A 12,443-nucleotide genomic window follows, 5' to 3' on the forward strand; every position below is an offset into this window, starting at 1 on the left:
CGGATTGCGGCCCGTCGGTGGTGGACAGGTTGGGGTCAGTATGCCCGAAGTCCGTCTGCTGGTGAAGATGGCGAACGCCCGAGGTTTGTCTGGACGCCGAGGCGGCAGAGAGCCCGATGATGGTCCGTTGGCGACGGTTGCTGGAGGCCCGAGTTTTGTCCCGCCGCCGGGCAAACCGGCGATCTGATCGATTTTGCTTTGGTCTTGACTATTTCCATGGCTTCGCGTTTTCTAGGTCTATGGGGAAACGCGAACTCCCCACGAGGCGCCAGCTAAAGATCGCGTTCCAATTCAAGCCTGCAAAGGAGGAACGCATATGCCTGCGCCCAACGCGATTTCCAGCGACAAACTTTCCAAAATCATCGGTACGCCCCGCGTGCCACTGCTTCTTGATGTTCGATCCGACGAAGACTTCAACGCCGATCCGCATCTGATACCCGGTGCGATCCGGGTGGACGATACTGCATTGTCTGAACTGGCATCACGCATCGCCGGGACAAGTTCCATTGTGATCTGTCAGGCCGGACATAAACGCAGTCAGGGAACCGCGGCATGGCTGCGTGCGGAAGGTTGTCCATCGGAATACCTGGAAGGCGGCTTTGAAGACTGGGTATCAAACGGACATCCGGTAATTCGCCCGGAGAAGCTGCCCGCGCGCGATTCTCAGGGACGGACAGTCTGGGTAACACGATCACGTCCGAAAATTGACCGCATTGCTTGTCCTTGGTTGATCCGGCGGTTTCTTGATTCGCGTGCCGTTATTCTGTTTGTCGCCCCGGCAGAAGTTCTGGGTGTGGCAGAGCGTTATCAGGCGGTACCGTTTGACATCGAAGGCGTGTTCTGGAGCCATCGTGACGAATTGTGCAGTTTCGATGTGATGCTGGCGGAATTTGGTTTGTCTATACCGGCCCTTGACCGGCTTGCCTTGATTGTGCGCGGGGCGGATACCGCCCGCCTTGATCTCGCCCCGGAATCGGCCGGGCTTCTGGCAGCGTCACTTGGATTATCTCGCATGTATTCCGACGATCTTGAGCAACTTGACGCCGGTATGCTGCTATATGATTCGTTCTATCGCTGGGCGCGTGACGCCACGCATGAAAACCACAACTGGCCAACCAACAAGCCACAGGTATGACATGCGATCATCTGATTATCCGACCCTGAGCGAAGCCTTCAAGGTCTGGGCGCGGATCGGTCTTTTGAGTTTCGGGGGGCCTGCGGGCCAGATTGCCCTGATGCATCAAATTCTGGTCGAAGAGCGCAAATGGCTTGGCGAGAAGCGGTTTCTCCATGCCCTTAACTATTGCATGCTGTTACCCGGTCCCGAGGCACAGCAGCTGGCCGTTTATATCGGCTGGCTAATGCATCGGACCCTTGGCGGTGTGATTGCCGGTGTCTTGTTCGTTCTGCCCGGTGTGGTCGCGATCATGGCGCTTAGCTGGGTCTATGCGATCTGGGGCAATGTGGGGATTGTCGAGGCATTTTTCTTTGGTCTTAAAGCAGCGGTTCTGGCAATTGTCGCCCAGGCCGTTTACCGGATCGGCAAGCGGGCGCTTAAAAACAGTGCGATGGTCTCGATTGCGGTTGCGGCCTTTGTTGCGATCTTTGCCTTCGGGGTTCCTTTTCCCGTGATCATTCTTGTCGCCGGAATGATAGGTTATGTTGCGGCACGCCGGAATATTGCGGCATTTCGCAGTGGCGGTGGACATGGGAAAATCGGTGCAGTTCAGGTTGCCGATGCCGACACCCTGCTGGGTGAAGAATCCCCGGACCATACACAGGTCAATCGGGCCTGGGCCTTTCGCGTTTCAGCGATCCTGCTTGGCCTTTGGCTGGTGCCGGTTGGGGCGCTGTTTCTTGCGTTTGGCCCGGCCCATGTCTTTAGCCAGATCGCCGGGTTCTTCAGTGTGATGGCAGTGGTGACCTTTGGCGGGGCCTATGCGGTTCTGGCCTATGTCGCACAGGAAGCGGTGCAGAATTTCGGTTGGCTGGCGGCAGGTGAAATGCTTGATGGCTTAAGCATGGCTGAAACCACACCGGGGCCGCTGATCATGGTGACACAGTTTGTCGGTTTCATGGGGGCGTTGCGCGATGCGGGCACCCTGCCGCCGCTGATGGCAGCGACTCTTGGCGGTTTGCTGACAACCTGGGTCACTTTCACGCCCTGTTTCCTGTGGATATTCCTTGGTGCACCTTTCATTGAAAGGCTGCGCAATAACCAGAACCTGACAGCTGCACTTAGTGCAATTACTGCCGCGGTGGTCGGGGTCATCCTTAACCTTGCGGTATGGTTCGGGCTTCATGTGGTGTTTGCCGAAGTCAAACCGCTTGATGCACCCGGACTGGATCTGCTGATCCCGGTTCTTTCGTCGGTAAACCTGGCAGCGGCAGCACTGACCGTGACCGCACTTCTGGCGGTTCTCTGGCGGGGAATGGGCACTATTCAGGTGCTGCTGCTATGTGCCGGACTGGGTGTTGCGGCCAGATTGACGGGTATCGCCTGATCGCGGTGGAACAGGATCGTATTTTCAAATCCGGTCCAGAAACAGATAAGGGCGCGACCAGTACATGGTCGCGCCCTTTTATTCTTCTGTAAGTGCGATCTTTATTTCGGCATCTGCCATTTGCCGTTTACAAGGCGCGGGATGTTGAGCGGGTTTGCGTCCTTGAGGGCTTCGGGCAGCAACGCATCCGGGAAGGCCTGATAGGAGACCGGGCGGATGAAACGCTTGATCGCGAGCGACCCAACCGATGTTGCACGGGAATCCGTGCTGGCCGGATAGGGGCCGCCATGGACCATGGAATGGCAGACCTCGACCCCGGTCGGCCAGCCATTGATCAGGATGCGGCCGGCACATTTTTCAAGGGCGGGGCGCAGTTTCCCGGCCAGTTCGGCATCGGCGTCAATCATGTGGATGGTTGCGGTCAACTGCCCGATCAGGGTTGCCGACAGGGCAACCATTTCCTCGGGCGTGTCACATTCGACAATGATGCCGGCCGGGCCGAACATTTCCTCGGCCAGTTCCGGGTTGGCCTGCCAGTCGGCAGCGGTGGTGCGGAAGATCGCCGGGCTGCCTTCGAACGGGCCGTCGCTGTCGCGGCGTTTAAGTGCGCAGGTTACCTTGGCGTGACCGGCCATCGCATCGGTGACATGATGATAGGCGCTTGAAACGCGATCCGTCAGCATGGCGGCACCGCCAACCTGGCCGAGTTCGGCCGCGGCGGTTTCAACAAAGGCATCAAGATCGGCACCCTTGAGCGCGATCAAAAGACCCGGATTGGTGCAGAACTGACCAACACCCATGGTCAGCGATCCGACCCAGCCCTTGGCGATTTCAGCCGCCTTGGCACCCATTGCTTTGGGCATCAGGAAGACCGGGTTGTTGCTGCCGAGTTCGCCATAGAACGGGATCGGTTCCGGGCGGGAAACGGCAATATCAAACAGCGCACGACCACCACCGGTCGAACCGGTGAAGCCAACCGCCTTGATCAGCGGATGGGCGACCAGCGCCTGACCGACCTTGCGGGTGCCACCATGGATCAGGCTGAACACGCCTTTGGGCATGCCGGTTTTTTTAATTGCGGCTTCGATGGCCTTGGCAACGACTTCGGACGTGCCGGGATGGGCCGCGTGACCCTTGAACACGACCGGGCAACCCGCAGCCAGTGCCGATGCGGTGTCACCGCCCGCGGTCGAAAATGCCAGCGGGAAGTTTGACGCGCCGAAAACCCCAACCGGGCCAAGGGCCTTGTGCATCACGCGGATGTCGGGCTTTGGCAGGGGCTGACGATCTGGCTGGGCGGTTTCAATGCGGGCTTCGAACCATGATCCTTCTTCGATCCAGTCGGCAAAGAAGCGCAACTGGCCTACGGTGCGGCCGCGCTCGCCAGTCAGGCGTGCAGCGGGCAGGGCAGATTCGAGATTGCCGATTTCGGTGATTTCATCGCCGCGTGCATCAATTTCATCGGCAATCGCGCGCAGGAAGGCCGCGCGTTTGGCCGGCAGCATCGCCGCAAATTCTTCGGCACAGGCATTTGCCGCCTGAACCGCCTGATCCACCAGTTCCTCGGTGCCGTGCTGGAACTTTGTTGGCAGTTTTTCGCCGGTCGACGGGTTATCGGCCTGAAACACATCCGGACCGTTCAGCCATTCGCCTGCAATATAGTGCTGTCCATTCAGCATGGAGCCTCCTGTGGGGTTGGCGTGTTTGTATGATGATACCGTGCAAAGGGTTGGACGGTGGATATCGGTAATCCTGCAACGCCCGATTTACGCGGTTTTATTCGGCGGCAGCTTAAGAAATCGGGGATGGGATGTAAATATCATATTATATGACAAAAATGCCGTCAGCAGCCGCAAGCAGAGATTCAAACAGTTAAGCATTATTGGATAATTTATACAATTATAATTGATCAGAGAAAGCCACGGGCGTGTGTGCCCGCCAGAATTCAGATTATTGACAAAGCCCGGAATGGATCAAAATCGTCATTCCGGGCGAAGCGGCGCGCAGACCCGAAATTCATATCCCATTGAAAGAGACTGGATTCCCGCCGTCGCGGGAATGACGATCTGGTTGGGAATGCTGTGTCAGTAGCCTGCGGGCGTGTATGCCCGTGCCGTGCCGCGCATTGCGGCCACGGATTGCGATCGTGTCCGGGCGGAAGCTGCGCGGCCCGCCTTCTGCTTCACGGAAGCCGATGGCGGGTGCTGATATTTGAAAAATCCCGGCGGATGATGCCGGATTAGCTGGCGACCGATTTGGGATTTCGGCCAAAGATGCTGGCGAAATCGGTTTTGGCTGGTTTGGGGCGTTGAAGCTGTAACCGGTCGCGGATGGCATCAAGATGTTTGGCCATTTCGGCGGCTGCTGCGTCCGGGTCGCCGCCCAGAAGGGCGTTTAACAGCGTTTCATGTTCCGAGTGAGAGCAATCCACCGGTTGCGGGCTTTCATACATCGCAATGATCAGGGAGCTGCGCAGGATCAGGCGTTCCAGGAATTCCTCGATCACCAGATTGCCGGCAAGGCGGGCCAGCAAAAGGTGGAATTCCCCGGAAAGGATGATGGCGGCGCGATGGTCGCCTGCGTGGTGGGCCTGATGTTCGCGTTCCAGATGCTCGCGGATCTGGTTTGCGCGGTCGGGCGTCATCTTGGCGGCGATTTTACGCACCACGCCGTCTTCGATCATGCGGCGGGCGGAAAAGACCTCGATCGCCTCGTCTATGGTGGGTTCGGCGATGAAGGCCCCGCGATTGGGGACCAGATTGATCAGCTTGTCATGGGCGAGCTGTAAGAAGGTGGCCCGGATGCGGGCCCGGCTGACCGAGAATGTTTTGGCAAGATCTTCTTCGATCAGTTTCATGCCCGGTTCCAGCCGCCGGTCAAGAATGGCGCCAAGCATTTCCTGATAGATCAATTCTTCCGGGCGAAGTTTACCGCTGCCTTTATAGGGGGTGGGCTGTGCGGGGTTGGCCATCGCGGCGCATCTTTCCGGTTGTTCATTCGAGGGGTCAATTCTTTTCTACAAAATTGTTGACGATCTGCAAAACAAAAAAATGCGGCAATCGTTTTGGATGAGTCGCAACGGCATTGCCCGCGGTTTAATCAAAAGAATGTTGCTGTGCAAAAATTGCGCACAAGTTGCGTATGAATCGGGCATTGGCCGGTTTCGTCGCCCTATGGTTTCGGGTGAACGTCCCGCAAAACTGCCGATCCTGAAAGTGGCATGCAATTTGCCTACAATCAAAAATATGGATTGTTAACAATTTTGCATGCAGTAACGGGTGGGCGCATGAAGGGTAACGGGGCCATTGAGTTGATCGCTGTCAGTAAGCATTACGGCAGTACCATCGCAGTCAAATCGATCGACCTCAAAATACCGGCAGGGGCCTATTGCTGCCTGATTGGTCCATCCGGCTGCGGCAAAACCACGACATTGCGCATGATTGCCGGGCATGAGGTGATCAGCGAAGGTGATCTTCTGATCGGGGATCGCAATGTGACCGAGCTTCCGCCGGTCAAGCGTGGCACGGCCATGATGTTCCAGAATTATGCGTTGTTCCCGCATATGACCTGCATGGAAAATGTCGCGTTCGGCCTGCGGATGCAGGGCATTTCCCCGGCTGAGCGCAATGAACGGGCCAAGGAAATGCTGGCGCGCGTCCATATGGAAAAGTTTGCGGATCGCAAGCCCGATCAGCTCTCGGGTGGGCAGCAGCAGCGCATTGCGCTTGCGCGTGCCTTGATCACGCAGCCCTCCGTCCTGTTGCTGGACGAGCCGCTTTCGGCCCTTGATCCGTTCCTGCGGGCGCGGATGCGCGATGAATTGCGCCGCCTTCAGCAGGAGCTTGGCATCACGTTTGTCCATGTCACCCATGCCCAGGACGAGGCGCTTGCGCTTTCGGACATGGTTGTTGTCATGGAAGACGGTGTCATTCGCCAGAAAGGCACGCCCGAGGAAATATTCAACAAGCCGCGTTCGCGCTTCATCGCCAATTTCATGGGCGGTCAGAATATCTTCAAGGGAACGGTTTCGGAAAGCAGCCCGGCGGGCACGCTTCTGACCCGGGGTCCCGATAGTTTCTTCCTGCCCGGATATGGTGATGGCGCCACGGGCGAGGATCTTGAATTCACAATTCGTACCGACCTGATCGGGCTGGGTGAAACAGCACCCGGTGATGCCGAAAATGGTCAGATTCCCGTCGAAATCACAACGGTCGAGTATCTCGGCCTTTGGGTGCGGATTGTGGCGACGACCAATGACGGCAAGGAAATCACCCTGATGAAGACCGAAAGCGAATTTCGGCAGGCGCCCGTGCGCCGGAAGGAAAAGTTCATCGCCTACTGGAAACCCGAACACGCGCATGTTCTGGCCTAAAAAAACATCATTTATCAGGAGCTTCACATGACGACCGACAATTCCAAAACGACGAAAAACCTGCTTTCCACCAAGGAAGTCACCCGCCGCGGTTTTGTTAAAGGGGCGGCTGCGACTGCCGGTGTCGCGATTGGTTCAGGTGCGATCACCGGTTTCCCGACCATCTGGGCGCAGAACATCAAGGATGTGACGTTGCGCCAGTTCGGCACGGGTGTTTCAAACATCAACGCGGTGGCCGACAAGGTTAAGGAAGACCTTGGCTTCACGCTTCAGATGACGGCCCTTGATTCCGATGCGGTTGCGCAGCGTGCGGTCACCCAGCCGAAATCGTTTGATATTGCCGATATCGAATACTGGATCTGTAAGAAGGTTTTCCCGGCGGGCACCATGCAGCCGATGGATACCACCAAGCTTAAAAACTATCAGTATATCTCCAAGCTGTTCATCGACGGCAAACTGACCCCGGATTCCGAGATCGCACAGGGCACGGCACCGCACACGGTTGGCTTCGTCGAAGGTGCCGACAGCGTTGAATTTGCATCTGCACCGACCCAGTGGATGACCCTTGTTCCGACGATTTACAATGCCGATACGCTGGGCATTCGCCCGGACCTGATCGAACGCCCGATCAATAGCTGGGCCGATTTGCTTGATCCGGCATTCAAGGGCAAGGCATCGATCCTGAATATTCCGTCCATCGGGATCATGGATGCGGCCATGGTTTGCGAAGCCATGGGCGAGGTTACCTATGGTGACAAGGGCAACATGACCCAGGAAGAAATCGACAAGACGATTGCGATCATGATCGATGCCAAGAAAGCCGGTCAGTTCCGCGCCTTCTGGAAGAGCTTCGATGAGTCGGTCAACCTGATGGCATCGGGCGAAGTCGTGATCCAGTCGATGTGGTCACCGGCGGTTGCCGCCGTTCGGTCCAAGGGCATTGCGTGCAAATACCAGCCGCTTAAGGAAGGGTATCGTGCATGGGGTGGCGGCATTGGTTTGGCCAAGCACCTTACCGGCCTCGAACTTGAGGCGGCGTATGAATATATCGACTGGTACCTGTCGGGCTGGGTCGGGGCGTATCTTAACCGTCAGGGTTATTACAGCGCCGCCCCGGCAACCGCACAGAAATTCATGTCCGAAGACGAATGGGGCTTCTGGATGGAAGGCAAGGAAGCCCAGGGCGATATCCTTAGCCCGGATGGCAAGGTCATGGAAAAGGCCGGTGCGGTTCGCGATGGCGGCTCGTACGAGGAACGCATGGGATCGGTTGCGTGCTGGAACTCTGTCATGGACGAGAACAAGCACATGGTCCGCAAGTGGAACGAATTCATCGCCGCATAAGGCGTTTCAATTCGGTCGGGCGCAGCTTCGGTTGCGCCCGATATCCTGATTTCCCTGATGATTTTTCCGGTTCAAAGGGCAGACAATGGCGTTTGATATGTCCAAGCGATCGTCGTATTTCCTGATCTCGCCGATGGCGCTGATCTTTGCGATCTTTCTGGTCGTGCCGTTGCTGACGATTATTGTCGTCAGTTTCTGGGACTATGACGAATACCGCATTCTGCCCGACTTCATTTTTGAAAATTACAAATACCTGCTGGGGTCTTCAGTAACCTGGCAGATTTACCTTAATACATTCAAATATGCCGCGTTGACCTGGGGCTTTACCCTTCTGATCGGGTTTACGGTTGCCTATTTCCTGGCGTTCCATGTGCGCAGCCTGACATGGCAGATTGTTCTGTTCATGTTGTGCACGATCCCGTTCTGGACATCGAACATCATTCGCATGATTTCGTGGATTCCGTTTTTGGGGCGCAACGGGCTTTTGAATTCGGCCCTGATGGGGCTGGGTATTGTGGATGAACCGCTTGAATTCCTGCTGTTTTCGGATTTTGCGGTCGTTCTGGCGGATGTGCATCTTTACACCCTGTTTATGGTCGTGCCGATTTTCAATTCGATGATGCGCATTGACCGTTCCCTGATCGAGGCCGCCCGTGATGCCGGGGCATCGGGGTTTGAAACCCTGCGCCACGTGATTGTGCCGTTATCGAAGCCCGGAATTGCAATCGGTTCGATCTTTGTCATCACGGTCGTGATGGGTGATTTCATCACGGTGCGTTTGATGAGCGGCGGGCAGAGTGCGTCGGTCGGGCTTCAGATTTCCAATGAGATCGGGTTGCTGCAATATCCGGCGGCGGCGGCCAGTGCGGTGGTTCTTCTGGTGACCGTGCTTTTGATTGTGACGGCGTTGCTGCGCATGGTCGATATCAGGAAGGAGCTTTGAGATGGCGAAGACCCGTGAAAAGCGCCCGACAAGTTTCTATTTTCTGGCGGCTTTCTTTGCGCTGTTTGTGCTGTTCCTGTATGGGCCGATGCTGACGATCTTTATCCTGTCATTTCAGGGTGAAAATGGCGGTCTGACCTTCCCGATGAATGGATTTTCGGTCCATTGGTTCGGCAATCTGTTTGAACAGCAGGCGGTCGGGGATTTTGGCGGGTCGTTCCTGCGATCCCTTAAACTTGGCCTGATTGTCATGGTGGTGACGGTTCTGGTGTCCTTTATGGCGGGGCTTGCGTTTCGCAAGCGGTTCAAGGGGGACAGCGTGATTTTCTATCTGGCGATTGCCAGCCTGATCGTGCCGTCGATCCTGATTTCGCTTGGCATCGGATTGCTGTTCAATATCGTGAGCTGGCAACCGCAATGGTTTACATCGGCCCTTGGCGCGCATCTGACATGGACCTTCCCGTTCGGGCTTCTGATCATGTTTGCGGTGTTTAACCGGTTTGATCCGTCTTATGAGGAAGCGGCACGCGATCTGGGTGCGAGCAGTTGGCAGACCATCTGGCATATTGTTCTGCCGATGGTGGCCCCCAGCCTGATTGGGGTCGCGATGTTTTCCTTTACCCTGTCCTATGACGAGTTTGCCCGGACCCTGATGACGGCGGGCGCACTTAATACCCTGCCGCTTGAGATTTACGGGATGACGACCAACGTGACGACGCCAGTGCTTTATGCGCTGGGCACGGTGACGACGGGCTTTTCGTTTGTGGTGATTGCCATTGCGCTCGGTTCGGTCCTGATCCTGCGGCATCGCAAGGGGCAAAAGGCATGACCCGGATCGCGGTTATCAATCCCAATATGTCGGTAGGGTTTACCGAGAAGGTTGGTTTGCAGGCGCGCCGTATTGTGGCACCCGGAACCGAGGTTTTGGCGCTTAACCCCAAATTCGGCCCGGCCAGTATCGAGGGTTACTATGACGAGGCGTTTGCCAGTGTCGGGTTGCTTGCGGCGATGCGCGGGCTTGAGGCGGACGGGGCATCGGGCGGGAAGATCAGCGGATATGTCGTGGCGTGTTTTGATGACACCGGTGTTGATGCCGCGCGTTGCCTGACCAAGGCACCGGTGATGGGGTTATGCGAGGCGGCCCTTCGGTTTGCGGCCATCGTTGCATCGCGCTTTGCCATCGTCACCCCGATGGCGGTATCGGTGCGTCCGCTTGAACATCTGGTGTCGAAATATGGGGCATCTTCGCAATGTGTGGTGCGGGCGGCGGGTGTCCGGACACTGGATTTCGAGGGCGAGAATGCGGATATGGCCTATCTGGCGCTGAAAACCTCGGCGGAAAACTGCCTTGCCGAAGATGGTGCCGAGGCGATTGTGCTGGGCTGTGCCGGGATGACCGATATTGCCGACCGATTGCAGGCCGAGCTTGGCGTGCCGGTGATTGACGGGGTCAGTGCGGCGGTCAAGCTGATCGAGGCGATGGGGATGCTTGGGCTTCAGACCAGCAAGGCGGGGGCCTATGCCAGCCCGCCGGTCAAATCCTATGATGGGATATTTGCCGAGTTTGCCCCGGTGGCGTGATCGGTCGCGTGAGAGAGTCGGGGCCGGATTTCGGTCAGATTTGCTTTAACGCCTGTTCGACCTGAACCAGATGGCGCCGCATGGCGTCTTCTGCGCGTTTGGGGTCGCGCTGTTCTATGGCATCGACGATTTCGCGATGCTGGGCGCTTAGGTCATTGATCAGGCGATCGGAATGGCTGCTTTCGCGCATGCGCGCCCATGCGGCTTCGCGCCGGACGGCGCTTACGGCTTCGAACACTGCCAGAAACAGCGTGTTGCGGACACTTTCGGCCAGTTTCTGATGAAAGGCCGCATCCCATTTTTCATATTCGCCCTGATTTTGGGCCTTGGCAGCGTTTTCGATCATGGTGCGCATGGTGTCGATATCGGCCTGCGAGGCGCGAAGGGCGGCAAACCGGGCCATGGATGGCTCGATCTCCTGCCTGACTTCCATGATTTCAAACGGGCTTGTTCGGGTGGCCAGTCCTTCGAGTTTGCGAAGGCGCGGTGTGGGCGGGGTGCCGACAAAGGTGCCCTGACCCTGACGACGCCAGATCAGGCCGTCAGATTCAAGCTGATCCAGTGCCTTGCGCAGCGCACGACGCCCGACATCAAGCTGTTCGGCCAATTCGCGTTCGGCGATGACGCGCCCGTTCTTGACGAATTCTCCCGCGGCGAAGCTTGTTCTCAGCTTTTCTGCCAACCCCTGGGTTGCTATGTCATTCATGGCTTTTTTTATCGTTATCTGGACGTTTAAATCTTATCTGTTCTGGCCCGTTGCCCGCGTTTTGCACCCTTGCGGTTTCATCGGTCCGGAGCAGCATCAATCCCAATCAGATATCAGGAAATCAGATCATAGAACATGCGCAATGATGTGATGGCCAGAAACAGGCCAAAACAGATGCGAAGGGCCCGCCGGGGGATGGAATGTGCGATGCGTGCGCCAACCGGTGCGAAAAGAACCGTCATCGGGATCAGAAGGGCTGCGGCCAGCACGTTCACATAGCCCAGCGAGAAGGGCGGGCGTCCGTCGACACCAATGCCGGACATGGCATAACCAATGGTGCCGGGCAGGGCGATGATCAGGCCGATTGCGGCTGATGTGCCGACCGCACGGCGGATGTCATATCCAAGGAAGCTTAATACCGGCACGCATATCGTGCCGCCGCCGATGCCCATCATGGCCGACAGGCTGCCTGCGATCACACCCAGTATCGCCCAGACGGATTTGGGCGGGTTTTTCTGGGTATCGGTTTCGCGATCCCGGACCAGAATCATATTGGCCGCAACCAGCAGGGCCACGACGGCAAACACGATGGTCAGAACCCGGCCATCGGCAAAACCGCCAATCGCGGTGCCAATCAGGACACCGACGACAATTGCCGGTCCCCAGTGTTTGAGCAGGGCGATATCGACCGAGCCCTTTTTATAGTGGCTTCGGGTGGATGAAACTGCGGTGGCGATAATTGTCGTTAACGAGGTGGCAACCGCGACCTGCATGCGCAGGCTTTCATCCACACCCATGGTGGTCAGGAAATGATACAGCACCGGCACAATGACGATGCCGCCGCCGACGCCCAGAAGCCCGGCCATGATGCCGCCAACGATGCCGGCAAACAGCATTGCTGCACCCCACAGCAGGTACAGGCTCATGGTGCCTTCGATTTCAATCATGATGAACCAATCCAAACCAATAATGACTATCTAGGTGTATTGGTAC

Annotated in this window: 11 protein-coding genes; 7 read left to right on the forward strand and 4 right to left on the reverse strand. The window is 57.0% G+C overall.

All coding sequences use genetic code 11. From position 1 onward, the window contains the following. Window positions 1-316: 316 nt before the first annotated feature. Window positions 317-1,135, forward strand: coding sequence for a chromate resistance protein ChrB domain-containing protein (locus AUP42_RS07320; protein ID WP_062950312.1), 819 nt, complete (start codon window positions 317-319; stop codon window positions 1,133-1,135). A gap of 1 nt (window position 1,136) precedes the next feature. Next, window positions 1,137-2,504: a chromate efflux transporter gene (gene chrA / locus AUP42_RS07325; RefSeq protein WP_062950314.1), complete on the forward strand. Its 1,368-nt coding sequence runs from the start codon at window positions 1,137-1,139 to the stop codon at window positions 2,502-2,504. A 101-nt stretch (window positions 2,505-2,605) separates the two neighbouring features. Here chrA and AUP42_RS07330 read toward each other — a convergent pair whose 3' ends face one another. Further along, window positions 2,606-4,183, reverse strand: coding sequence for an aldehyde dehydrogenase (NADP(+)) (locus tag AUP42_RS07330; protein WP_062950316.1), 1,578 nt, complete (start codon window positions 4,181-4,183; stop codon window positions 2,606-2,608). Window positions 4,184-4,743: 560 nt separating this feature from the next. After that, window positions 4,744-5,475 (reverse strand): GntR family transcriptional regulator, encoded by a 732-nt coding sequence (locus AUP42_RS07335; protein ID WP_062950318.1) that lies wholly within the window; start codon window positions 5,473-5,475, stop codon window positions 4,744-4,746. A 315-nt stretch (window positions 5,476-5,790) separates the two neighbouring features. Here AUP42_RS07335 and AUP42_RS07345 point away from each other — a divergent pair, with 315 nt between their 5' ends. The 5 genes from AUP42_RS07345 (at window position 5,791) to AUP42_RS07365 (ending at window position 10,744) form a co-directional block, all read left to right on the forward strand. Beyond that, the gene (locus AUP42_RS07345) at window positions 5,791-6,876 is read left to right on the forward strand and encodes an ABC transporter ATP-binding protein (protein WP_037988293.1); all 1,086 of its coding nucleotides are present in this window, start codon (window positions 5,791-5,793) and stop codon (window positions 6,874-6,876) included. 27 nt (window positions 6,877-6,903) lie between these two features. Then, window positions 6,904-8,220 carry an ABC transporter substrate-binding protein gene (locus AUP42_RS07350; RefSeq protein WP_062950322.1) on the forward strand — a complete coding sequence of 439 codons (1,317 nt, stop codon included), beginning with the start codon at window positions 6,904-6,906 and terminating at the stop codon, window positions 8,218-8,220. Window positions 8,221-8,317: 97 nt separating this feature from the next. Next, window positions 8,318-9,163, forward strand: coding sequence for an ABC transporter permease (locus tag AUP42_RS07355; RefSeq protein WP_223304904.1), 846 nt, complete (start codon window positions 8,318-8,320; stop codon window positions 9,161-9,163). Between the two features lies 1 nt (window position 9,164). Further along, complete coding sequence (locus AUP42_RS07360; RefSeq protein ID WP_062950324.1) at window positions 9,165-9,992, forward strand: ABC transporter permease; 828 nt, start codon at window positions 9,165-9,167, stop codon at window positions 9,990-9,992. After that, complete coding sequence (locus AUP42_RS07365) at window positions 9,989-10,744, forward strand: aspartate/glutamate racemase family protein (RefSeq protein WP_062950326.1); 756 nt, start codon at window positions 9,989-9,991, stop codon at window positions 10,742-10,744. Before AUP42_RS07360 ends, AUP42_RS07365 begins: the two co-directional genes overlap by 4 nt. 34 nt (window positions 10,745-10,778) lie before the next feature. Here AUP42_RS07365 and AUP42_RS07370 read toward each other — a convergent pair whose 3' ends face one another. Both AUP42_RS07370 and AUP42_RS07375 read right to left on the reverse strand, forming a co-directional pair. After that, window positions 10,779-11,450 carry a FadR/GntR family transcriptional regulator gene (locus AUP42_RS07370; protein ID WP_062950332.1) on the reverse strand — a complete coding sequence of 224 codons (672 nt, stop codon included), beginning with the start codon at window positions 11,448-11,450 and terminating at the stop codon, window positions 10,779-10,781. A 113-nt stretch (window positions 11,451-11,563) separates the two neighbouring features. Next, window positions 11,564-12,397 carry a sulfite exporter TauE/SafE family protein gene (locus AUP42_RS07375; protein ID WP_062950334.1) on the reverse strand — a complete coding sequence of 278 codons (834 nt, stop codon included), beginning with the start codon at window positions 12,395-12,397 and terminating at the stop codon, window positions 11,564-11,566. Window positions 12,398-12,443: the final 46 nt, after the last annotated feature.

The sequence above is a fragment of the Thalassospira lucentensis genome, from assembly GCF_001613805.1.
GTDB classification, from domain to species: domain Bacteria; phylum Pseudomonadota; class Alphaproteobacteria; order Rhodospirillales; family Thalassospiraceae; genus Thalassospira; species Thalassospira lucentensis_A.

Bases quoted from the DNA above. Each gene is read 5' to 3' on its own strand.
- AUP42_RS07330 (WP_062950316.1), bottom strand. From the start codon at position 4,183: ATGCTGAATGGACAGCACTATATTGCAGGCGAATGGCTGAACGGTCCG.
- AUP42_RS07345 (WP_037988293.1), top strand. From the start codon at position 5,791: ATGAAGGGTAACGGGGCCATTGAGTTGATCGCTGTCAGTAAGCATTAC.
- AUP42_RS07370 (WP_062950332.1), bottom strand. From the start codon at position 11,450: ATGAATGACATAGCAACCCAGGGGTTGGCAGAAAAGCTGAGAACAAGC.
- AUP42_RS07350 (WP_062950322.1), top strand. From the start codon at position 6,904: ATGACGACCGACAATTCCAAAACGACGAAAAACCTGCTTTCCACCAAG.
- AUP42_RS07355 (WP_223304904.1), top strand. From the start codon at position 8,318: ATGTCCAAGCGATCGTCGTATTTCCTGATCTCGCCGATGGCGCTGATC.
- AUP42_RS07320 (WP_062950312.1), top strand. From the start codon at position 317: ATGCCTGCGCCCAACGCGATTTCCAGCGACAAACTTTCCAAAATCATC.
- chrA (WP_062950314.1), top strand. From the start codon at position 1,137: ATGCGATCATCTGATTATCCGACCCTGAGCGAAGCCTTCAAGGTCTGG.
- AUP42_RS07335 (WP_062950318.1), bottom strand. From the start codon at position 5,475: ATGGCCAACCCCGCACAGCCCACCCCCTATAAAGGCAGCGGTAAACTT.
- AUP42_RS07375 (WP_062950334.1), bottom strand. From the start codon at position 12,397: ATGATTGAAATCGAAGGCACCATGAGCCTGTACCTGCTGTGGGGTGCA.
- AUP42_RS07365 (WP_062950326.1), top strand. From the start codon at position 9,989: ATGACCCGGATCGCGGTTATCAATCCCAATATGTCGGTAGGGTTTACC.
- AUP42_RS07360 (WP_062950324.1), top strand. From the start codon at position 9,165: ATGGCGAAGACCCGTGAAAAGCGCCCGACAAGTTTCTATTTTCTGGCG.